Annotated in this window: 22 protein-coding genes and 1 tRNA gene; 5 read left to right on the top strand and 18 right to left on the bottom strand. The window is 45.8% G+C overall.

What is annotated here, in order from left to right; translation table 11 throughout:
* Positions 1–90: 90 nt before the first annotated feature.
* The 5 genes from JaK3_RS04985 to JaK3_RS04965 form a co-directional block, all read right to left on the bottom strand.
* Positions 91–167: transfer RNA gene (locus JaK3_RS04985), tRNA-Val, on the bottom strand.
* Between the two features lie 18 nt (positions 168–185).
* Positions 186–2219, bottom strand: a complete 2034-nt coding sequence (locus tag JaK3_RS04980) for a RelA/SpoT family protein (protein ID WP_068321500.1) — start codon at positions 2217–2219, stop codon at positions 186–188.
* Positions 2220–2240: 21 nt separating this feature from the next.
* Positions 2241–4070, bottom strand: coding sequence for an alpha/beta fold hydrolase (locus JaK3_RS10930; protein ID WP_068321497.1), 1830 nt, complete (start codon positions 4068–4070; stop codon positions 2241–2243).
* Between the two features lie 81 nt (positions 4071–4151).
* The gene (locus JaK3_RS04970; protein WP_068321494.1) at positions 4152–4802 is read right to left on the bottom strand and encodes a CoA transferase subunit B; all 651 of its coding nucleotides are present in this window, start codon (positions 4800–4802) and stop codon (positions 4152–4154) included.
* 42 nt (positions 4803–4844) lie between these two features.
* Complete coding sequence (locus JaK3_RS04965) at positions 4845–5546, bottom strand: CoA transferase subunit A (protein ID WP_068321629.1); 702 nt, start codon at positions 5544–5546, stop codon at positions 4845–4847.
* Between the two features lie 159 nt (positions 5547–5705).
* Between JaK3_RS04965 and JaK3_RS04960 the strand changes: the two genes are divergently transcribed.
* The 4 genes from JaK3_RS04960 to JaK3_RS04945 all read left to right on the top strand — a co-directional run bounded on the left by JaK3_RS04960 (position 5706) and on the right by JaK3_RS04945 (position 9278).
* Entirely contained in the window at positions 5706–7376 is a 1671-nt protein-coding gene (locus JaK3_RS04960) for an electron transfer flavoprotein-ubiquinone oxidoreductase (RefSeq protein WP_068321491.1), read from the top strand.
* 74 nt (positions 7377–7450) lie between these two features.
* The gene (gene gloA / locus JaK3_RS04955) at positions 7451–7837 is read left to right on the top strand and encodes a lactoylglutathione lyase (RefSeq protein ID WP_068321487.1); all 387 of its coding nucleotides are present in this window, start codon (positions 7451–7453) and stop codon (positions 7835–7837) included.
* Positions 7838–7839: 2 nt separating this feature from the next.
* Positions 7840–9012: a GNAT family N-acetyltransferase gene (locus JaK3_RS04950; RefSeq protein ID WP_068321484.1), complete on the top strand. Its 1173-nt coding sequence runs from the start codon at positions 7840–7842 to the stop codon at positions 9010–9012.
* Positions 9009–9278, top strand: coding sequence for a DUF1289 domain-containing protein (locus JaK3_RS04945; protein WP_068321482.1), 270 nt, complete (start codon positions 9009–9011; stop codon positions 9276–9278). Before JaK3_RS04950 ends, JaK3_RS04945 begins: the two co-directional genes overlap by 4 nt.
* Positions 9279–9329: 51 nt before the next feature.
* Here the strand turns inward: JaK3_RS04945 and JaK3_RS04940 are convergent, their stop codons facing one another.
* Positions 9330–10937 carry an ABC-F family ATPase gene (locus JaK3_RS04940; protein ID WP_082786375.1) on the bottom strand — a complete coding sequence of 536 codons (1608 nt, stop codon included), beginning with the start codon at positions 10935–10937 and terminating at the stop codon, positions 9330–9332.
* 103 nt (positions 10938–11040) lie between these two features.
* On the bottom strand, positions 11041–11751 hold the full coding sequence (locus JaK3_RS04935) for a queuosine precursor transporter (protein ID WP_068321476.1): 711 nt from the start codon (positions 11749–11751) through the stop codon (positions 11041–11043).
* A gap of 104 nt (positions 11752–11855) precedes the next feature.
* Between JaK3_RS04935 and JaK3_RS04930 the strand changes: the two genes are divergently transcribed.
* Positions 11856–13034 carry an acyl-CoA dehydrogenase gene (locus tag JaK3_RS04930; RefSeq protein ID WP_068321473.1) on the top strand — a complete coding sequence of 393 codons (1179 nt, stop codon included), beginning with the start codon at positions 11856–11858 and terminating at the stop codon, positions 13032–13034.
* A 75-nt stretch (positions 13035–13109) separates the two neighbouring features.
* On the opposite strand, the gene JaK3_RS04925 is transcribed toward JaK3_RS04930, so the two are convergent.
* The 11 genes from JaK3_RS04925 to soxB form a co-directional block, all read right to left on the bottom strand.
* On the bottom strand, positions 13110–14144 hold the full coding sequence (locus tag JaK3_RS04925) for a 3-oxoacyl-[acyl-carrier-protein] synthase III C-terminal domain-containing protein (protein WP_068321470.1): 1035 nt from the start codon (positions 14142–14144) through the stop codon (positions 13110–13112).
* 3 nt (positions 14145–14147) lie between these two features.
* A complete protein-coding gene (mnmH, locus tag JaK3_RS04920; protein ID WP_068321467.1) occupies positions 14148–15221 on the bottom strand; it encodes a tRNA 2-selenouridine(34) synthase MnmH in 1074 nt (357 codons plus the stop codon).
* 6 nt (positions 15222–15227) lie between these two features.
* The gene (locus JaK3_RS04915) at positions 15228–15647 is read right to left on the bottom strand and encodes an acyl-CoA thioesterase (protein WP_068321463.1); all 420 of its coding nucleotides are present in this window, start codon (positions 15645–15647) and stop codon (positions 15228–15230) included.
* Between the two features lie 22 nt (positions 15648–15669).
* On the bottom strand, positions 15670–16014 hold the full coding sequence (locus JaK3_RS04910; RefSeq protein WP_068321460.1) for a protein tyrosine phosphatase family protein: 345 nt from the start codon (positions 16012–16014) through the stop codon (positions 15670–15672).
* 57 nt (positions 16015–16071) lie between these two features.
* On the bottom strand, positions 16072–16515 hold the full coding sequence (locus tag JaK3_RS04905) for a YeeE/YedE family protein (RefSeq protein WP_068321457.1): 444 nt from the start codon (positions 16513–16515) through the stop codon (positions 16072–16074).
* A 1-nt stretch (position 16516) separates the two neighbouring features.
* Complete coding sequence (locus JaK3_RS04900; protein WP_068321454.1) at positions 16517–16954, bottom strand: YeeE/YedE family protein; 438 nt, start codon at positions 16952–16954, stop codon at positions 16517–16519.
* A 19-nt stretch (positions 16955–16973) separates the two neighbouring features.
* The gene (locus JaK3_RS04895) at positions 16974–18095 is read right to left on the bottom strand and encodes a YeeE/YedE family protein (protein WP_068321451.1); all 1122 of its coding nucleotides are present in this window, start codon (positions 18093–18095) and stop codon (positions 16974–16976) included.
* 21 nt (positions 18096–18116) lie between these two features.
* Positions 18117–18428, bottom strand: coding sequence for a hypothetical protein (locus JaK3_RS04890; protein ID WP_068321627.1), 312 nt, complete (start codon positions 18426–18428; stop codon positions 18117–18119).
* 77 nt (positions 18429–18505) lie between these two features.
* A complete protein-coding gene (locus JaK3_RS04885; protein ID WP_068321448.1) occupies positions 18506–19426 on the bottom strand; it encodes an MBL fold metallo-hydrolase in 921 nt (306 codons plus the stop codon).
* A gap of 43 nt (positions 19427–19469) precedes the next feature.
* On the bottom strand, positions 19470–19907 hold the full coding sequence (locus JaK3_RS04880) for a DsrE family protein (RefSeq protein ID WP_068321445.1): 438 nt from the start codon (positions 19905–19907) through the stop codon (positions 19470–19472).
* 21 nt (positions 19908–19928) lie between these two features.
* The gene (gene soxB, locus JaK3_RS04875) at positions 19929–21659 is read right to left on the bottom strand and encodes a thiosulfohydrolase SoxB (protein ID WP_068321442.1); all 1731 of its coding nucleotides are present in this window, start codon (positions 21657–21659) and stop codon (positions 19929–19931) included.
* Positions 21660–21690 lie beyond the last annotated feature (31 nt).

Genomic DNA, 21690 nt, shown 5'->3' with positions numbered 1-21690 from the left:
GACTTCTTTCCCAAAAAGAAAGCGCGGTAGCTTATGGGCATCCGCGCCTCTTTGAAGTCCTTGATGGCACTTCTTTTGGGTCTTATTCGTTGGTAGGCTCGATTGGACTCGAACCAACGACCCCCACCATGTCAAGGTGGTGCTCTAACCAGCTGAGCTACGAGCCTATTCAGCCATAGAGTTTATCACCGGCGACGCACTTGGGTGACCCCTTTGACCTCTTCTAGGCTGTTTTGAACCACTCGCAACACTTCAGAATCCTTCACCTCAACCGTTAAAAGGATCTGAGCCAAGCCCTTTTTGGCTGATTTACGTAAATCGATCACATGGACGCCCTGCCGCGTGAGAATCTCAAAGAGCTCCCGCATGAGCTCAGGTCGATCCAGGCCAGTTACGACCAAATCTGCTGGGAATACCCGTTTTTGCTCCTGGTTGACGATAGGATCTACTGCTGAAGCCGTCCAAGCCGTTTGAATTACTCGCTCTGGAGCTCTTTCCAAAAGACCTCTGAAGGTTTTGCATGAGCGTCGATGTATCGACACCCCTCTACCCTGAGTCACAAATCCGGCAATAGCGTCTGGAGGAACAGGTCTGCAGCATCGCGCCAACTGCGTTAACAAAGAGTCCACCCCAACCACCAAGACATCACCGCCCCGCCCAGATTTATGAGTGCTACTACGTAAGATAATTTCAGGTGTAGTCGGAGTTGTTTTTATTTCCGGGCTGGCTTCTTGCTTGTTATCAACAGCCTTAGTGGATTGGCCAGCCTCTTCATCGTCCAAAGCATTAAACCAAGCGCGCACTCTTTGACGCGCTCTTTGCGAACGCAGGTAATTTTTATCAGGACTAATCCAGTCGCGCGATGGACCGCCATGCTTCACCGCAATGATTTCAACTGTTTGACCATTTTGCAGAGATGTCTCTAACGGCACCATAGCGCCATCTACTCTTGCGCCTCTACAACGATGACCAAGATTGGTATGCACTGCATAAGCAAAATCAATCGGCGTTGAGCCCTTCTCTAATGAGATCACCTTACCCAAAGGTGTGAGCACATAAATATGATCATCAATCTCATGGTGCTTGAGCTGCTCCCAAGCATCTTCTTTCCAAGAGATGAGCTGACGAGCCCAGGCTATTTGTCTCTCGTAAGCTACCTCTGCGCTGTGCGTGCCTTGCTGATGGTTGGCGCTGGGCTTATTCGTTTTTGTTGGATTGGGTGGTGTCGCCATTCCAACATAAGCACCCTCTTTGTAACGCCAGTGTGCTGCCAAGCCATACTCAGCTTGTTGATGCATTTCTTGTGTACGGACCTGAATTTCAAATGCAGTACCGTCTTCATTCATGACTACGGTATGCAAGGATTGATAGCCGTTGGGTTTAGGTCTAGCAATGTAATCATCAAATTCACGTGGCACTGGTTGCCAAACGTTATGCACAATACCCAGCACGGCATAGCAAGACTTCACATCATCAACTAAAACTCGAAATGCTCTAACGTCATAGAGATTAGCGAAATCTAGGGACTTACCTTGCATTTTTTTCCAGATGCTATAGATGTGCTTAGGACGTCCAAGTACTTCACCATCAATTTGTGCAGCCTTGAGCTCATTCTGCAGCTGCAAAACAATTTGATCAATAAAGGATTGGCGCTCAATACGCTTTGCATCGAGCATCTTGGCTATCTCACGATAAGTATCTGGAGACAGTGTCCGGAATGCTAAATCCTCCATCTCCCACTTCATCTGCCAAATACCAAGACGGTTAGCTAATGAGGCATCGATATTGAGAATTTCTTGCGCCCAAGCAGCTGGCATCTCGATTTTTTCCTGGGTGACCCAGCGCAGGGTCTGCAATCGAGATGCGAGATAGATCAGCACCACCCTTAAGTCATCACCGAATGCTAAAAGCATTTTGCGGAGCATTTCTTCTTGGCCGGTGACACTGAGGCCACCATCATCGCGCATCAATTTTGCTTGGGCCTGACGTAAACCGCGATAACCAATCAGTAGCTTGGCAGGCTCTTCACCAATAAGCTTGATAAGCGCTTCTTTGCCGTGAGTGCGCGCAATATTACTTGCTGCAATGAGGGTTGCTTCGTCTAGGTTGAGAGTTTGCAGGATCTGCGAAACCCCAAGTGCGTGTGATTCAGCTGGCTCGCCATACCAAGCATCCTGAAATACTGCTAGCTTTTCGGGGTTAGTGGGAGCATTTGCCATCGGCAAAAATGAAATAAGGAATTAACTAAAGAATTCTTTTGCCAACGCAATTTGTTCGGGCTTTACAAAAGCAGGAGCATGGCCTACGTTTGGAATCTCAATACTGCGCGCATAAGGATTTACTTTGCACATTTCTGCTACCGTTGCTGCGGATAGTAAATCAGAATTACCGCCGCGCACAATCAACATTGGAATATGAATTTGCTTGAAGGCATGCCACATCGCCATTTCGCCTGCCTTGGCCATGATTGGATTAACTGAAACAAAAGGTACCGAGATATCTGGGTCGTAATGCATGATCCATTTACCTTCCTTCTGAATCAACATAGGTCCGTTATAGATTTCCCACTCATGCGGAGTATGTTCACCAAAACTAGCGCAGATTTCATTCAAGTGAGAAAGAGCGTCTTCACGGTTGGCAAAAGAAAATGGTTGCCCCACATAAGAACCCAAACGTTTGATTGCCTCAGGCTCAATTCTTGGACCTACATCATTAATGAGCATGCGGCGTATTGGTGAATTTGGCATTGCCGCGTAAACCATTCCAATGAGACCACCCATAGACGTACCAAACCAGTCCACTTGTGAAACACCGAGCTTTTTAACTAGCGTAGCAATGTCAGAAACGTACTGTGGCACGGCATAAAGCATTGGATTGCTAAGCCGATCTGAATCACCCCTACCAACAATATCTGGACAGACAACGTAATAGTCTTTGCACATCGCTAGTGCAAGAGTCTTAAAGTCACTGCCCCGTCTTGTGAGGCCATGAACACACATCAATACTGGATTACCTGGATTACCCCATGCGTGATATGCCATCCGGTGTTTTTCATCGCCGCTAGAGCAATCAACATAAAAAGTTTCGCCGTCATGAAATACATTTGCTGCCTGCGCTTCATTGTGAACTTCATGACTGGCGTGATCATGCTCATGATCGTGATCCTCACCAATCACCTCAGGCTGCAAGGTCACATGATCGATACCATGTTTATCTAACAGCATTTCATTAATTCTAGCCATGATCTGAGGCCATTCTTGAATATCGGCAATTTCAATATGACCAATCAATGCTGGAAAGCTAGGGGTCATCTCCCAGACATGAAGATCATGAACAGCCAATACGCCGGGGACATTTTTTAAATCAGTACCTACCTGCAAATAATCGATGTGGAGGGGTACGCCCTCCATGAGGAAGTGATATGACTCATGAAGAATGGAGATCGTCGATTTCAGAATCAAGAGTGAAACCAAGATAGACAAAATGGCATCGATTGGCATCCAGCCTGTTAACTGGATAACCACACCAGCAATCAATGCGGCGATTGATCCCAACAAATCGCCCATGACATGCACTAAAGCTGCACGGGTATTTACGCTTTTCTTATCGCGAGATAGCACCCATGCAACCACGATGTTCATCAACAAGCCAATGGCAGCAACAACTGTTACGGTAAGACCATCTACCTTATGTGGTTCGTAGAATCGGCTGATTGCCTCAACCATAATCCACACGACCAAGGCCAGCATCACAATACTATTAACAAAAGCAGCTAAGGCCTCCGCCCTTCCAAAGCCAAATGAATGTTTTGGAGACGGTGGACGACGGGAAATAATTTGCGCCAACAAAGCCAACCCGAGTGCTGCCGCATCGGTAACCATGTGACCAGCATCAGAAATCAACGCCAATGAATTAGCGAAGTAAGCTGCCGCCCCCTCAACACCGGAAAAGCCTAAAGTAAGTACTAAGGCAATTAACAGTAAATTTTGATTGGAGACTTGCTTGCTATGGGTATGCTTTGCATCACCCTTTTTATGAGCATGCAGCGAGGGATCAACACCAGAATTCATCTTTGGTGTCGAGGACTTTGAATGAGAAAAATGGAATCCCGACATAGTGATTCCATTATTTCATTCATCTGGATAAATTGCTCAGAAACCCGTTGTATCAACAGGGGCACCTGTCTTTGCAATAACTTCTTCTTTGGTTACGCCAGGAGCGAGTTCAGTCAACTTTAAGCCCTTAGGGGTAATGTCAAGAACACATAGATCTGTAATGATCTGACTAATAACGCCCACGCCCGTTAAAGGCAATGTGCACTTAGGCAAAATTTTAAGCTCTTCTGTACCATCTTTTTTCTTAGCGACGTGCTCCATCAGCACAACAACGTGTTTTACGCCTGCTACCAAGTCCATTGCGCCACCCATACCTTTGACCATTTTTCCTGGAATCATCCAGTTGGCCAAATCACCGTGCTCACTCACTTGCATTGCACCCAAAATTGCAATATTGATTTTGCCGCCACGAATCATTCCAAAAGAATCCGCAGAAGAAAAAATGGATGAACCAGGCAAAGTAGTAATGGTTTGTTTACCTGCATTGATTAGGTCTGCGTCAATCGTTTCTTCGGTTGGAAATGGACCAATACCCAATAAGCCATTTTCAGACTGGAGCCAAACTTCCATATCCTTTGGTACATGGTTCGCAACTAATGTAGGCATACCAATACCCAAGTTCACGTAGTAACCGTCTTTTAATTCTTTAGCAGCACGTGCCGCCATCTCATCTCTTGTCCAAGGCATGTCGATCTTCCTAAATATTCTGTTCTATTGCTATTCGTAAAATTACGCTTTTGCAGTCAATGTGCGCTGCTCAATACGCTTTTCTGGTGTTGTATGGAGCACCAAGCGGTGTACGTAGATACCAGGCGTGTGAATCTCATCCGGATGAAGTTGACCGTTCTCAACAATCTCTTCTACTTCAGCCACTGTAATCTTGCCAGCCATTGCCACAACTGGATTGAAGTTACGTGCTGTATAGCGATAGACCAAGTTACCTGACTTATCTGCTTTCCATGCTTTTACCAAAGAAATATCAGAAACGATTGAACGTTCCATGATGTATTTCTCGCCATCGAATTCTTTTTCTTCTTTACCTTCGGCAACTAAAGTGCCAACACCAGTCTTGGTATAGAAAGCAGGAATACCACAACCACCTGCTCTTAGTTTTTCAGCCAAGGTTCCTTGTGGCGTGAATTCCAACTCCAACTCACCTGCCAAATACTGACGTTCAAATTCTTTGTTTTCACCCACGTATGAGGCAACCATCTTTTTGACTTGGCGTGAGTTCAACAACAAACCCAACCCAAAACCATCAACGCCAGCATTATTAGCAATAGCAGTTAAGTTTTGGGCACCCAAATCCTTCACTGCCTGGATCAAGGCCTCAGGAATGCCGCAAAGACCAAAGCCGCCAACGGCTAATTTTTGTCCGTCTTTTAAGATATCCCGCAAGGCATCAACTGCCGATGGGTAAGTTTTATTCATAACTTTTGTCCTAATATTGCCAAAATGGGTAAAAAAAGTAATCATAACGCTTCAAGCCCATTGATCCAGGCCGTCTTGGCACTAATTCGGTTTTTGGCAGTTGGAACTAAACTATTAGGGCTGAAAAGCCCTATTTTTGAGAAATTTCGGAGAAATTGAATGAATGCTGCTGAACTGGTAGAGCAATTTGGTCCCAGAGACTCCATGGACTATGACTTAGTCATTGTTGGAGGTGGGCCTGCAGGCTTATCAGCCGCCATTAAAGCTAAGCAACTGGCCAATACCTCCGGCAAAGAGATCGGCGTTTGCGTGCTGGAAAAGGGTTCCGAAATCGGCGCTCACATTCTTTCTGGTGCGGTGATGGATCCAAAGGCGCTTACTGAGTTATTTCCGGATTGGAAAGAACTGGGTGCTCCACTAGAAACAGAAGTTACTCAAGATCAGTTTTTATTCTTGACCAGCGATAACTCCTATCAAGTTCCGAATTGGATGTTGCCCCACTGCTTTAAAAATGAAGGCAACTATATTGTTAGTCTTGCAAACGTGACACGTTGGCTCGGTCAACAAGCAGAAAATCTCGGCGTTGAAATTTTTCCCGGTTTTCCTGCAGCAGAAATTCTCTATAACGATCAAGGCGCAGTTTGCGGAGTGATTACTGGTTCAATGGGTTTGGATAAAGAAGGCAACCCTACCGATCAATTTCAACTTGGTATGGAATTGCGTGGCAAGTACACCCTCTTTGCTGAAGGTTCACGCGGTCATCTCGGCAAACAGCTCATCTCTAAATTTGCATTAGATAAAGATGCCGACCCACAAAGCTATGGCATTGGGATTAAGGAGCTCTGGGAAGTGGAGCCCTCCAAGAGCAAGCCTGGGCTGGTTGTCCACACAGCAGGCTGGCCATTAGAGAGTGATACCTATGGCGGCTCATTCCTCTATCACTTAGGTGATAACAAGGTTGCAGTTGGCTTGGTGGTTGGACTCTCATACAAGAACCCTTACCTCTCTCCTTTCGAAGAATTCCAACGCTATAAGTTGCATCCAAAAATTCGCGAGACTTTTGAAGGCGGCAAGCGCATTGCTTATGGTGCGCGTGCATTAACTGCAGGCGGCTTAAACAGCTTGCCAAAAACCGTGTTCCCTGGTGGTGTACTGATTGGTTGCGATGCTGGCTATTTGAATGCATCACGTATCAAAGGCAGTCATGCCGCAATTAAGACTGGCATGCTTGCTGCAGAAGCGGCAGTCGCAGCGATCAATGAAAACCGCTCTGAGGATGTTTTATCTGCCTACCCAACCGCATTCCAAAATAGTTGGTTACATACAGAACTCAATCAAGCACGTAACTTCAAGCCATGGATGTCAAAAGGGCTCTATCTCGGCACCCTAATGGTTGGTTTAGAGCAGAAGTTGTTAGGCGGTAACATGCCTTGGACTGTCCATCTAAAACATGCTGACCACGAATGCCTAGAGCCCGCTGCTCAACACAAGCCAATTGATTATCCGAAGCCAGATGGGAAGATTACGTTTGATCGCCTCTCATCCGTATTTATTTCCAATACAAATCATGCTGAGAATCAGCCTATCCACTTAACATTGAAGAATGATTCGGTGCCTGTGGATGTGAACCTTAAAACCTATGCAGGCCCTGAGCAACGCTACTGCCCTGCTGGCGTGTATGAGTACGTAGAAACTGAGGGCAAGCCACGCTTACAAATCAATTCTCAAAACTGTGTTCATTGCAAGACTTGCGATATTAAAGATCCAACCCAAAATATCGTGTGGGTTACCCCAGAAGGTGGTGGCGGCCCGAACTACGCATCAATGTAATAAATACAGCCCCGGTTATATGCCGGGGTTTTTCATTCAAAACATGATTCAATAAATAGCGTTATATTTAGCTCATGATGATCCTACATACCATGCTTCGCGTTGGCGACTTGAACCGCTCCATTGATTTCTACACCAAAGTATTGGGTATGAACTTACTGCGCACTACTGAGCGTCCTGAGCAAAAATACTCGCTCGCTTTTGTGGGGTACGGCAAAGGTAATAGCGATGGACAAGCTGAGATTGAGCTAACCTATAACCATGGAGTTTCTAGCTACGAGATGGGAACAGCATATGGTCATATAGCCATTGGTGTTCCTGATGCATATGCTGCGTGCGCCAAGATTAAAGCGGCTGGCGGCAATGTCACCCGTGAAGCTGGACCAGTAGCTGGCGGCGACACCATCATTGCATTTGTTACCGATCCTGATGGCTACAAAATAGAGCTTATTCAGCGCTAATCGTGGCCCAGCCCGATTCATATCAATTAGAAATACTTGATCGCTTAAGCGATATTCCGTGCGAGGACTGGAATACTTTACTTCCTGCTGATGCAGGGCCCTTTCTGCGCCATGAATTTCTTAGCACTCTAGAAGAGACGGGTTGTGTTGGAGGCAATACTGGGTGGCAAGTCGCACACCTGCTCCTAAAAGATCATAGCCAACTGATAGGTGCAATGCCTCTGTATTTGAAGCAACATTCGTATGGAGAGTTTGTGTTTGATTGGTCATGGGCTCAGGCTTATGAGCAACAAGGCATGCAGTACTTTCCAAAAGCGCTCTGCGCCATCCCCTTCTCCCCCGTACAAGGCTCCAGAACTCTTAGTGCCAGTCACATTGATGCCGACATGGTTAGGCAGCATCTAATTGAAGGCTTAAAAACTGTAGTTGTTCAAAACAATCTGTCTTCAGCGCATGTTTTATTCCCTTATGCCTCAGAATCTAAAAACCTTCAAGAGCAAGGCTTCATGCTACGTGACTCCGTGCAATTTCATTGGCATAACCAGGGTTTTGAGAACTTTGAACAATTTTTAGCAGCCCTCACAATGAAGCGTCGCAAAAATATTCGGCGTGAGCGCGAGCAAGTGGCAAAGGAATCTATTAGCTTTAGGCATGTGCCAGGAGTTTCTTCAACCGATGACGATTGGCAGTTTTTCTATCGCTGCTATGAAAATACATACTTAGAGCATCGCTCCAATCCATATCTCAATGAGACATTCTTCAAGTTATGGGCGCAGCGAATGCCTGAGAACCTTCATTTAATCATTGCTGAACGTGCGGGCAATCCTATTGCCGCATCATTACTAGTAATAGATCCTAAAACCTCCAAGGCTTATGGCAGATATTGGGGTGCGATTGAACATATCCCCTGCTTGCACTTTGAAACTGCCTATTACCAAGCCATTGAATACTGCATTTCCAATAAGATACAGACCTTTGAAGGTGGCGCACAAGGTGAGCACAAAATGGCTCGAGGATTTTTGCCCACCACGATTCAATCAGCGCATTTCATTGCCGATCCCCGCTTTGCCAAAGCAGTGCAGCACTTCTTAGACCGTGAGCATCAAGGGATTGGGGCTTATGTCGATGAGCTTGCCGAGCACAGTCCTTTGAAATCGTCTAAAGTACAGCCATGAATTCCGGAAGCAACGACACCAAATCAGCCTCGCAAGATGGCTCTCACTCCCTATCGACCGGGGATAATGAGTCCGACTCCCCTTGCATTGGTGTGTGCACCACTCTTTACGATGAAATCTGCCAAGGATGCGGTCGCACTCTCGGAGAAGTCAGTAATTGGGTGTTCTTTTCTCAAGAAGAAAAAGATTTAGTGTGGAAGCGCATTCGCGCAGAAGGTACTGCGACCCGCTTTCAACGACAAGCCAAAGAAAATAAGCCCGCGTAGGGGCTTATTCAGGGGCTTACCTTTACCAACAGGTTTACTGCTGAACTTAAATTAGCCAGCCAATGCTTGGCTACGCAAATACTCTTCGTAAGTTCCGGAGTAATCTACTACAGTGCCATCCATCTTCACCTCTAAGATGCGATTAGCCAAAGCAGATACAAATTCGCGGTCGTGAGAAACAAATATCAAAGTACCGTCAAATTTCTCAAGTGCAATTTGCAAGCTCTCAATGGATTCCATATCCATATGGTTGGTGGGCTCATCCATTGCAAGCACGTTATATTTTTGGAGCATTAATTTACCCCAAATCATTCTGCCCTTTTCACCACCAGAGAGCACCTTAACGGACTTGCCAATATCGTCACCAGAGAACAAGAGGCGACCTAATGTGCCGCGAATGACTTGATCGTCATCGCCAGTATTACGCCAGTTGTTCATCCAATCCATGAGTAATTCGTCTTTTGCGAACATCTCAGTATTGTCTTGAGGCATCACACCAACGTTAGCGTTCTCAGCCCACTTCACATCACCGCTATCTGCAGCAATACCCTCAAAGCGTTTGCTTAGAATGGTCTTGAGTAGCGTCGTCTTACCTGCGCCGTTTTGTCCGATGATGGCAATCTTCTCACCAGCACGAACACCTAATTTGAAATTCTTGAAGATGACGCGGTCATAAGCCTTGGTCAGTCCATTGCACTCTACCGCCATATTGTGTAATTTTTTCTCAGTATCAAAACGTATGAATGGGTTTTGACGTGATGATGGTTTTACTTCAACAATCTCAATTTTCTCCAACTGTCTCTGACGTGAAGTCGCTTGACGCGCCTTAGAAGCGTTTGCTGAGAAGCGCGCTACGAAAGCTGCCAATTCAGCAATTTTTTCTTTGGCTTTTACGTTATTGCTTAGTTGTTGTGTACGTGCCTGTACGGATGCCAGCATGTAGGAATCGTAATTGCCTGGATAAACCTTCAAGGTTCCATAGTCCATGTCGGCCATGTGCGTACAGACCTCGTTGAGGAAGTGACGATCATGGGAAATGATGATGATGGTACTTTTAATTTGATTGAGGATGTCTTCAAGCCAATGAATGGAGTGAATATCCAAGTTATTGGTTGGCTCATCAAGCAACAACACATCCGGATCAGAGAACAATGCTTGCGCTAGCAATACACGCAATTTCCAACCAGGCGCAACATTGCTCATTGGGCCGTTGTGTTGCTCGATAGGAATACCAATTCCTAACAACAACTCGCCTGCTTTTGCTTCAGCGGTATAGCCACCGTATTCAGCGTACTTACCTTCGAGCTCAGCAGCCTTCATGTAATCTTCATCAGTAGCATCTGGGTTAGCGTAGATTGCATCGCGTTCTGCCGCAGCCTTCCACATCTCTTCGTGACCCATCATCACAACATCAAGAACGCGCACATCTTCGTATGCAAATTGATCTTGACGCAATTTACCCAAACGAATACCTGGGTCTAAGCTCACGTTACCGCTAGTAGGCTCAAGCTCGCCACCCAAAATCTTCATAAAGGTTGACTTGCCGCAACCATTCGCGCCGATGAGGCCATAGCGATTGCCACCGCCAAACTTCACGGAAATGTTTTCAAACAGAGGCTTTGCCCCAAACTGCATGGTGATATTAGATGCTGACAGCACGGATGTTTTCTAGCTTTCTGAAATTCAATAGTTACCCCGGAGGGGCAAAGACCGTTATTTTAACGGCTTAGACGTCTTTGCTGGCAGGAAGCCGAGGTCTTGCTTAGACTTTGACCCTAAATGGGGTGAAATTCGTATGAATATCGTAGAAATCCTCGTTTTCTTTACGTTTGAGGTAGTTCACGACCAAGTAAGTCAATGGGGTTGCCAAGACCTCCCAGGATGTCTTGAGAACGTACTGCGCCAAGGCCACCTGAATGATTTCATGGGTTGGCCAGATACCGTAAAACGCCAACATATAGAAAAAAGAGGAGTCGACCATCTCACCTACCGCTGTAGAGCCGATCGTGCGCATCCATAGAGCACGGCCCTGGGTCCAGATCTTCATCTTTGCCAATACATAACTGTTGACCAGGCTTCCACACCAGAAAGAAAACATAGAAGCTAAGGCAATACGCCAAGAATTTCCAAATACCGTTTCTAGTCCATGCTGATAATTGGCCATATAGTCACCAGGAGCAACGGGCAAAGCAATGACTATTTGCGCCATGATTGCGGCAAATGCAAGAGCAGCAAAGCCAGCCCAAACTGCTCTACGATCGTATGCATACCCATAAACTTCCGTGAGGATGTCGCCAAAGAAATAGGCGATGGGGAAAAATAGAATTCCCCCACCAAATGGCACAGTCCCGAAATACGGAAGATCAATTACAGCCGCCTTACCAGCGCCAATAAAGTTCGAGCACAACAAAACCACCACAAAGGCAGTCAGAATGAGGTCGTAATAGCGATGGTGACGTCTAGGCGAGTCCATAAGTCCAGAAAAATGGATAATAGAAACAGAATATCTGCATTCCTGAAAATTCGCAGGACGCAGGCCAAAAGGAACAACAACACCGCATAGAGGATGACAAGGCAATGAGTAAAGTAAGTTTTAACTGGGCAGACCCCCTGCTTCTTGATACCCAGCTGACTGAAGAGGAGCGTATGGTACGCGATGCTGCAGCTGAATATGCTCAAGGCCGTTTAATGCCGCGCATTCATGATGCCTATCGTAATGAGACCACCGATCCTGCCATCTTCCGCGAAATGGGTGAACTGGGTCTTTTGGGAATCACCATTCCCGAACAATATGGTGGAGCAAATCTGAACTACGTCTCCTACGGTTTAATCGCCCGTGAAATCGAACGTGTGGATTCTGGATATCGCTCCATGATGAGCGTGCAGTCTTCCTTGGTGATGGTTCCAATTAATGAATTTGGTAGCGAAGCGCAGAAGCAAAAATATCTTCCTAAATTAGCCAGCGGCGAATGGATTGGTTGCTTTGGTTTAACAGAGCCTAACTATGGCTCAGATGCTGGCGGCATGATTACTCGCGCCAAGAAAGTTCCTGGCGGATTTTCTTTAACTGGCTCCAAGATGTGGATCTCCAACTCTCCGATTGCAGATGTGTTTGTGGTCTGGGCAAAGAATGATGAGGGCATCATTCGTGGCTACATCCTTGAAAAGGGTATGAAGGGCTTAAGTGCACCAAAGATCAGCGGCAAGATGGGTCTGCGCGCTTCAATCACTGGTGAAATCGTCATGGACGAAGTGTTCGTACCTGCTGAAAATGAATTCCCTGAAATTGAAGGCCTCAAAGGCCCCTTCACCTGCTTAAACTCAGCACGTTATGGCATTGCCTGGGGAGCACTTGGTGCTGCTGAATGGTGTTGGTACGCCGCACGCCAATACACCATGGATCGCAAGCAATTTGGTAAGCCGCTCGCTGCGAATCAATTGATTCAGAAAAAATTAGCTGACATGCAAACTGAGATCACCTTAGGACTTCAGGGCTGCTTACGTCTAGGTCGTATGAAAGATGAAGGCATTGCTGCCCCAGAAATCACTTCCATCATGAAACGTAACTCTTGCGGCAAGTCTTTGGATATTGCTCGTATGGCACGCGATATGCATGGTGGTAACGGTATTTCAGATGAGTATGGCGTCGTGCGTCACATGCTGAACTTAGAAGTCGTTAATACCTATGAAGGTACTCACGATATTCACGCCCTCATTTTGGGTCGTGCACAAACAGGCATTCAGGCCTTTAGTTAAGTAATTAACCTAGGCCGTAAAAATCAAAAGCCCCTTAACAAAGGGGCTTTTTACGTTGAAGTCTATCTTAGGTTGCTAGCAACGAATTATGCTTGCCGCCCAAGAAAATCCTAACCCACTAGAGGCTAGAATCGCCAATTTTCCTTCGGCCAAAAGACCCTCTCTATGTGCCTTTGCCATTGTAAATAAACAGTCTGCAGGGCCAATATGTCCAAACTCACCCATGGTGATATAGGTATGATCCTGAGGCATTCCTATGCCTTCCATAATGTGGGCACGTAAGGAGTCTTTCACTTGGTTCATCAGGATAAATTCCATTTCCGATACAGAATGACCGGAACGCTCAAGCGCTTTTTTGATTACGGCCAGATACTCCTTGAGATATACCTTATCAATCAGATTGGCAAACTGAGTAGCATCAACTTTGGAGTAGGTCTTAGTCCAATCATTAAAGCCCCGATCAATAGGCATACGTGTTCCGCCCGCCTCTACCCTGAGAAGATCTCCTAAATCCCCATCGGTATGCTCTGCGAAGCTGAGCAATTGATAGCGAGGATGATTTCTTTTAAGCACAACAGCTGCTGCGCCATCTCCAAAGTAGAGCAATGGATGGCACTCTGGTATTTCTGGAGAAATTACTCTTGAAAGCGTGTCAGCACAAATGATTAAAGCAGTTTTGATTGATGAATCACGATCCATTAATCCCATAGCGACATTACAGGCTAGATTTCCGCCAGCACAACCATTGCGAACTTCAAATGCATAAGCATGACGACAGCCTAGCTCTCTTACCACTGCGCTTGAAGGACACCAAAAACGATAGTCATAGTCTCCAGCAGAAACAAAAATTACTAAATCAACATCATCGCCAGCAACACCTGCATCAAGCAAGGCGTCTTTTGCCGCAGCCAACCCCATAGTCAAAGGGTGCTCATCCTTGCCTGCCTTGTGAATATGGGTAAAGCCAATGCCTTGAGTTAATCTTTCTACTGGGATATTGGCCTGTTTCGCAAGCTCCTCAGCACTTACACGCGCTGAAGGTGTAAACGTTCCAAATCCCGCTATACCCGCAACAACATGGCCTCGATGATGATCACCGTATTGATTCATTTATTAAATACCTTCTTGGTTCAATATTTGTTTAGCCGCTTTGTCAAAAGCTAAATCACTATCATCATCTAGTTGTACAAAATTCTCAATTCTGTATTGGGGAAAGTTACGGACAATAGATGATTGGTAGGATGGGTCGTAATGCTTTACCAGCAACTCTTCAACGAGCTCCGGAAAATTACCCGCATCAATTGCCTCGTTCCATTTAGCAATCTGCACTTTTCCATAATGAGCAGTCAACAAAGCTAACTTACGCTTGAAATTATCGGTATCGGTTAGAAAGTGATGGTATTCACGAATTAACCAGGACACTCGCGTTTGAGTGCTCGATCTCAATTCAATACAAGACCCATTGCGAATCTTTTCCATTAAAGCATCAGGTACGTGTAAGCCCCCTACCTTCTTGCTTTCGGACTCCACAAATACCGGCTTAGCTGGGTCAAGCGAACGTAAGGCATTCCATAGCGCAGTCTCAAAACCTTTTTGCGATGGCTGATCTTCATTAGGCTCATTACCAAGCACCGAGCCACGATGAACTGCTAGCCCCTCTAAATCAAGGATTTGGGCCCCTAGAGCGCCAATTTCTTGAAGTACTCGCGTCTTACCGCTACCCGTCATTCCACAAATAACCTGAAATGAAAATTGACCAGCTGCTTGGTCTAGACCATCAATCACCGTACGACGAAAGCCTTGATAACCACCCTCTAATTGTTTAGCCTTCCAACCAATCCTATTAAGAATGTGAGTAAAGGCGCCACTGCGTTCACCACCGCGCCAGCAATAAATTAAGGGGCGCCATTCGCGAGGTAACTCCAGAAAATGATTTTCAAGATGAGTGGCAATGTTTTTGGAGACCAATGCTGCGCCCAGTTTTTTAGCAGCAAATGGAGACTCTTGTTTATAAAGCGTTCCTATTTTTGCGCGTTCTTCATTATCAAGAACGGGGTAATTCACTGCGCCAGGAATGTGATCTAAAGCAAACTCTGCTGGAGACCTTACATCAATCACGAGATCAAACTGATCTAGCTCAGATAAAAATTGATCAACTCTTAAGATATGTGGATTGCTGGGTTGCACGATAGACTAGCGCAACTTTTGCAAAATATGTTCAGGCCAAGGCGCTGATTTATTGGTGGTGAGATCTACCCAAACCATTGTGGCGCCACCAATAGCCGCCTCGACTTCAGGCGAGGTAGTTAAAGCCATGCTGGTATAGACGTCCAAACTAGTTCTGCCAATGGCGCCAATGGAGGTCTTTAATATCAAATCGCCTGGGAACGAGAGTTGTTGATAAAAATTACAAAAGCCATTCAGCATCAACATGGATTCACGACCAGGGGCAACCTCGTAACCCATAGCAGTAATCCATTCACAACGAGCCTGCTCCATGTAGCGAAAGTAAATGGTATTGTTCACGTGTCCATACGCATCCATATCGCCCCAACGAATAGGCATGATCATCTCATGTACTAATTTTCGATCTTCGGGAATGGTGATGCGCATGGTTTAGCGAGTGCTCTTTAGATTAACCAAGTTGCAAAGCAAGTTGGTACAAATTAGTTGAGCGTGCGCCAGAGCGACAGAAAGCGAGAACCGGTCCAGGCAAAGTTTTTAAGAGGCGCGCCATTTCTTGCACTTGAGCTTGCGTAAATGCGCCAGGTACAACTGGCAAGTAAACGTAATTTAAGCCCAGCTTTTCTGCTTCGGCTTGAATTGCAGCATTCAAAGGTTGGCTTGGGCCACCCTCTCCATCAGGACGGTTATTAATGATGCTCTTATAGCCTTGTTTGGCAATTTCAGCCAAGTGGCTTGGGTCGATCTGACCGAGAGTGCCAAACTGAGCGTTATGGCAAGAAATAGGAAGACTCATGAAACCCTCTACATTCGATAAATTATGCAATAGGGTTGATTTTAAATCAGGGCTGACTCAGAGGCTTGGCTTACTCTTATGGGCTGTAAAGAAGCGCTCGCAGATCTCCATACCAGCCAGCATGGCAACTACAAACACCAGGGCCTTCAGGTGGCCTGCCCCTAGAGCAACTAGGGCTGGACCTGGGCAAAAGCCAGCGATACCCCAGCCAGCTCCAAAAATTAAGCTGCCAATAATCAATGGCTTGGTAATGTCTCTACGCGTAGGGATATGCAGTGCCCCACCAAAGAAAGCTTCTGTTCTTTTACTAACGACGTAGAACCCCGCAAGACCAACAATCACGGCACCCATCATGACAAACATTAACGATGGATCCCAGTTACCGGTTAAATCCAAAAATGCCAAGATCTTCTGCGGATTGCTCATGCCGGAGATGATTAAACCCCAACCAAAAAGCACACCAATTGCATACTGACCAAAGAGGCTGAAATGTTTTCTCATCTCAAACTCCGATCAAGTGACGAAGCACGTAAACAGTGATAAAGCCTGCGCCCATAAAAGAAAGTGTGGCAACTAATGAACGTGGTGATAAGCGTGAAAGGCCACAAATACCATGACCACTAGTACAGCCTGAACCATATTGAGCACCAAAGCCTACTAGTAGGCCAGCAATCACAATCGCAATCCAATCCGCTTCAATTTCCACTACCGGGAATATGCCGAAAAATAACGCTGCTAGAAAAGGTGCGGTTATCAAACCCAAAACCAAGGCAACACGCCATGCTGAATCAGTCAATTTAGGATGCAGCAAGCCAGAAACAATTCCGCTAATACCCAAAATACGGCCATGCAATAAAACATATAAAGCCGCCGCAACTCCCAGAATCATCCCGCCTAATAAGGAAGGAATGGGGGTAAAAGACATCCAATCAATTTGCATTATTCAGCCGTATTTAAAATTAACTGCAAGGGTTAGGAGCAAGGCGTATTTGTAAATAACGTAGACCCAAATAAGCCCCAAAGATAAATCCAGGTAAGGCCAGCAATGAACCAATAGCCAGAGTGGAGATGCCGCTCAAGCCCTGCCCTACTGTACAACCCAAAGCAGTTACACCACCAAAACCCATCAGCGCAGCGCCAACTAAATGATTAGCGGTATCTTCAGTATTACGGAAGGACTCCCAGCGGAATGATTTAGATGCAATCGATACCACAGCAGAACCCAAAATCATTCCTACAACAGCTGCAATACCCACTGTGACTACTTTGGATGTGTCGCTGTACATCATCAACCAATCCAAGGAGTAAGCATATGGTGCAACAAACGATAGACTTTCCATGCGACCTGAATTTGTTACCAAAAATACTTCTTCTAGGGTGTTTGGATCTTCGGCCACATATCCCAAGTAACCTGATACCCACCACACCGCACAGATTGCCAACCCAACAGCGATACCTGCAAATAGATTTTCAGCAGTCCAAAATGCTTTGCTAGCTAAGGCATATGCAATGAATGCTGCACCAATGATCAAGCCTAGAGCTAGATGAAGTTGAGGACGAGCAATACCAAGAGGCGCACTCAAAAGACTAGGTAAATCTTGTGGGGTATTAAAGGCGATAAAGAATGTATCCAGAGTATTAATACGCACCACACCCAGGAAACCGCGCATTGTCATATAGGCAGTCAATCCGAGGACCATAAACACCACGATGGACTTTAAGTTACCGCCACCGATACGGATCAAGGTTTTGCTGCCGCACCCTGACGCTAAAACCATACCCAAGCCAAATAAAACACTTCCAACGATTGTGGAGAGCCATAAAAATTTATTACCGGTATAAAAACTTTTGAGTGGGTCAATTAAGCCAACATAAGACATCAGAGTGAAACCAATAATGGCAACCCCAATAGCCAAAAACCATTGCTTTAAACGACCCCAGCTCGACATGATGAAAATATCAGAAACTGCGCCCATGCTGCAAAACCCAGTTTTCTGCATAACGGCGCCCAGAAAAAAAGTGATGGCAAAAGTAGCCCAGAGAACGGACTTGCTTAACGAACTAATATCCACAACATCCATAGCGATCAAATCTTGAAAAAATTAAGGTTTAAATTTGTAAAACTGTTTATTGAGAAAAGCCGTAACATCCGCTTCATCCTCCGGGAACAGATCAAGCCGTAGTTCGGTATTGCATAGACCAACCATCTTTTTCAAGTCAGCCAGCGACTTCACCTTGCTATCAGAGCGGGTGTAAATCATGTCGCCATTACCAAAGCCGGTTTTCTTGGCATGACAGGCGTAGCATTTTTGCTGGTCTATGGTCTTGCCATTAGCCAAATCTGGAGCAGCGAGCGCTGGAGTGCTAATAAGGGCACTGAATGCGATTGCTGAGATAGATCGGGGAAAAGTCATTTTCATTACAAATCAAGGATTTAGCATTAATCTTCTATTTTAAGGCCCAATGGCTGAATTTGGCTTAGTTGCTTGTCTTACTCAGCCTGGATCGACAGATAGACGTTGTAGGCATTCATCCGGTTGGCGGCCCTAAACAGGGGCATCCCCTCGTATTCAGACCAGTCGGCCTGTTTATAGGCATCCTCGAAAGGATCCAGGTTAATTGCGGCTTGAGACATGGATTGACGCAAATATTTGAGGTAATTCCTGGTAAAGGCGATGTCTTCAGCTGGCTTAACCGAGTAATTGCCGTGCCCTGGGATCACAATATTAGGGTTGAGTCTTTCAATCTCATCTAGAGCAATCAGCCATCCTTTGCTATCGGCGTTTCCAACAAATGGAATGCGACCCCTGAATACCAAGTCTCCTGCAAACAGCACCTTTTCAGACGGCACATACACCATCAGATCTTCAGGAGCATGCGCAGGCCCAACTCTACTTACGAAGAAATCCACTCCACCAATCGTTAGCTTTGTTTTTAGATCCACCCATACATCCGCAGAGATTAACTTAGTATTTGCATTAACCCAAGGAGCGAAATCGATTCTTGAAGCAACCAAGCGTTGCTTAGCAGTTTCAGAAGAGAGGTAGTTTCTACCCTCACCTTGCGCATAGATCTTTGCGCCAATTTTTTTAAACTCTTGCAAGCCATAAACATGGTCTGCGTGGTAATGACTCACGACTAGAGCCACTATCTTTTGTGGGGTAATTTTCTTGATTTCAGCAATGAGCTTTTGCGCAAGAATCGGTGAACCCAAGGCATCAACAACAACCACTCCGCCTGGAGTCACTACAAAGCCAGCATTAGAAATAAAGTTTTGATTAGCGCTGCTTCCCATTTCTGGAAAGCCTTGTACAAAATAGGTATGAGGCGCTACCTGTATTGGCTTTAGCTGAATCGTATCGCTAGGCTTGGTCTGACCAAAAGCCGAACCCATAACGATAAGGGACCCCATTAGGATCCCCGCAAGACTTTTCAAGCAATACATATAAGACTGTTTAAGGCTTGATGTAAGCAAAACCATCTTTATATTGCAGATCGGCAACACGAACCACGCCCGATGGTGTGAAATCAGCATCTAAAGTGAACTGATCTTTTTTCAAGTTACGATTCTTGAGGGTAATCTCGCAAACCTCAAACTTCACACCGCGAGACTTCAAAGCGCCAACCAAAGGTGCGTACTCCACATTATTCTTTTTATCTTTCGCCCCCTCCATCATGATGTCGACGCCATTGGCATGAGTCACCACAATAATGGTGGTTTGTGGCGCTACATCCAAATGATTGCGGATATTGCGCAGACCTTTAAGACCTTGTGATTCAGCATCATCAATGTGGTAAACCACTTTGGTGTTACCTGTAGATTGAGCTGAAGCAAAAGAACCAAAGCCAAAAGCCAAAGTCAAAATAGCAAGAATAGAGAGTAATTTTTTCATGCGTACATCCTCAGTAATAAATTAGATTGGGGCCATGCCAGGGTTATTAGAAACGCCCTTAATGATTGGCTCGTTGAGCTTGACCGCTTTAACCACTTTGACATCGCGCAGGTGACGTTCCATCACATCCCAGATCGCCTCGCCGCCAGCATTCTTAGCTTCTTCGCTAACCGGTGCCCAGCCTGCCACTTTGTAAGTTTTACTCGCCTCAATAGGTTTACCGTTTAAACGCATATCTGTAATACGCTTGCCAGCTGTTTGTGCGGGATCAATGGTGTATTGCATGCCGCCAACGCGAACCATGTCACCGCCCTGCTGGTAATACGGGTCTGGATTAAATAGATTATCTGCAACGTCTTCCAAGATTGTCTTAATCATTTCACCGGACATATTGGTAACTGTGGTGTATGGATAAGTAATTGCGGTTTGATCTAATAGGTTTTCACGAGTGATTGCCTGACCTGGCAACAGACTGGTTCCCCAACGGAAACCAGGAGAGAAGGCAATCTCGGCATTCTTTTGCGCCATGAGACCATCTAAGATTAGCTGATCAAAGCTGCCGTTGAAGTTGCCCCGACGATATAAAAGGCCCTCAGTTGTCGCTAATTTTTCGTTTAGCTTTGCCTCGAATGGCGCCCTGATTTTTGCAATCAACTTATTCATCGTTGGATCTGCAGGAATCATATTGGAGAAGATTGGGAATAACTTGTAGCGGAAATCAACCGCCTTACCACCCTTCACATCGAAATCTAGTACACCCAAGAACTTACTATTTGATCCAGCATTGGTAACAAGAGTTACACCTCCAGAGTTCTTAACCTTGACCGGAATGGGAACTCCATCGTGCGTATGTCCACCCATGATGGCATCAAGACCACTTACACGAGAGGCCATCTTCAAGTCTACGTCCATACCATTATGGGAGAGCAGAACCACAACCTTAGCACCCTTGGACTTCACTTCGTTAATGGTCTTCTGGAGGTTTTCTTCTTGAATGCCAAAAGTCCAATCCGGTGTGAAGTAACGTGGGTTTGCAATCGGGGTATATGGGAACGCCTGGCCAATGATGGCAACCTGAATACCGTTCTGCACTTTCATGACATAAGGATTAAATACAGAATCACCAAAGTCGGCCGTTTTAATATTTTGCGCAACAAAATTGACTTTGCCTTTGAAATCGCCATTCACGATTTCCATCACGCGCTTCTCACCTAAAGTCATTTCCCAATGAGGCGTCATGACGTCAACACCTAAGGCAAGAGCGGCATCTACCATGTCTTGTCCATTAGTCCAGAGAGCAGTGCCCGAGCCCTGCCAAGTATCGCCACCATCCAGCAATAACGCGCCTGGTCGATTTGCTTTCATTTGCTTAATCAAAGTAGCCATATGGGCGAAGCCGCCCATCTTGCCGTAGTTCTGGGCTGCAGCAACGTAATCCAAGTAAGTGAATGCATGGGCATCGCGTGTTCCAGCAGGAATACCATTGGCTTTTAAGAAGTATTCTCCGACCAAATGTGGAGTCTTGCCCTCTTGTTCGCCAATACCTAAGTTGACATTAGGTTCGCGGAAGTAAATTGGCAATAGCTGCGCATGGCAATCCGTGAAATGCAAGAAGTGGACATTGCCGAATTTAGGCAAATCATAGTATTTCTGTGCGGTGCTCTGAGCATTCACGAAATTGGACTGCAAACTCAATCCGCCTGCTGATGCAATAGCCAAAGCCTGCAGAAAGTCGCGACGATTTAATGACATATATATTCCCTTAAGAAAACAGGCCTGTCGG

This window comes from Polynucleobacter yangtzensis (assembly GCF_001595965.1).
GTDB lineage: Bacteria > Pseudomonadota > Gammaproteobacteria > Burkholderiales > Burkholderiaceae > Polynucleobacter > Polynucleobacter yangtzensis.
The sequence above is the reverse complement of the archived record's forward strand: the minus strand, read 5'-3'. Positions and strand labels throughout refer to the sequence as shown.

Bases quoted from the DNA above. Each gene is read 5' to 3' on its own strand.
- JaK3_RS04905 (WP_068321457.1), bottom strand. From the start codon at position 16,515: ATGAGAAAACATTTCAGCCTCTTTGGTCAGTATGCAATTGGTGTGCTT.
- JaK3_RS10930 (WP_068321497.1), bottom strand. From the start codon at position 4,070: ATGAATTCTGGTGTTGATCCCTCGCTGCATGCTCATAAAAAGGGTGAT.
- JaK3_RS04945 (WP_068321482.1), top strand. From the start codon at position 9,009: ATGAATTCCGGAAGCAACGACACCAAATCAGCCTCGCAAGATGGCTCT.
- JaK3_RS04980 (WP_068321500.1), bottom strand. From the start codon at position 2,219: ATGGCAAATGCTCCCACTAACCCCGAAAAGCTAGCAGTATTTCAGGAT.
- JaK3_RS04885 (WP_068321448.1), bottom strand. From the start codon at position 19,426: ATGGGGTCCCTTATCGTTATGGGTTCGGCTTTTGGTCAGACCAAGCCT.
- JaK3_RS04925 (WP_068321470.1), bottom strand. From the start codon at position 14,144: ATGAATCAATACGGTGATCATCATCGAGGCCATGTTGTTGCGGGTATA.
- JaK3_RS04900 (WP_068321454.1), bottom strand. From the start codon at position 16,954: ATGCAAATTGATTGGATGTCTTTTACCCCCATTCCTTCCTTATTAGGC.
- JaK3_RS04880 (WP_068321445.1), bottom strand. From the start codon at position 19,907: ATGAAAAAATTACTCTCTATTCTTGCTATTTTGACTTTGGCTTTTGGC.
- JaK3_RS04935 (WP_068321476.1), bottom strand. From the start codon at position 11,751: ATGGACTCGCCTAGACGTCACCATCGCTATTACGACCTCATTCTGACT.
- soxB (WP_068321442.1), bottom strand. From the start codon at position 21,659: ATGTCATTAAATCGTCGCGACTTTCTGCAGGCTTTGGCTATTGCATCA.
- JaK3_RS04915 (WP_068321463.1), bottom strand. From the start codon at position 15,647: ATGCGCATCACCATTCCCGAAGATCGAAAATTAGTACATGAGATGATC.
- JaK3_RS04910 (WP_068321460.1), bottom strand. From the start codon at position 16,014: ATGAGTCTTCCTATTTCTTGCCATAACGCTCAGTTTGGCACTCTCGGT.
- JaK3_RS04965 (WP_068321629.1), bottom strand. From the start codon at position 5,546: ATGAATAAAACTTACCCATCGGCAGTTGATGCCTTGCGGGATATCTTA.
- JaK3_RS04970 (WP_068321494.1), bottom strand. From the start codon at position 4,802: ATGCCTTGGACAAGAGATGAGATGGCGGCACGTGCTGCTAAAGAATTA.
- JaK3_RS04960 (WP_068321491.1), top strand. From the start codon at position 5,706: ATGAATGCTGCTGAACTGGTAGAGCAATTTGGTCCCAGAGACTCCATG.
- JaK3_RS04895 (WP_068321451.1), bottom strand. From the start codon at position 18,095: ATGGATGTTGTGGATATTAGTTCGTTAAGCAAGTCCGTTCTCTGGGCT.
- JaK3_RS04890 (WP_068321627.1), bottom strand. From the start codon at position 18,428: ATGACTTTTCCCCGATCTATCTCAGCAATCGCATTCAGTGCCCTTATT.
- gloA (WP_068321487.1), top strand. From the start codon at position 7,451: ATGATGATCCTACATACCATGCTTCGCGTTGGCGACTTGAACCGCTCC.
- JaK3_RS04930 (WP_068321473.1), top strand. From the start codon at position 11,856: ATGAGTAAAGTAAGTTTTAACTGGGCAGACCCCCTGCTTCTTGATACC.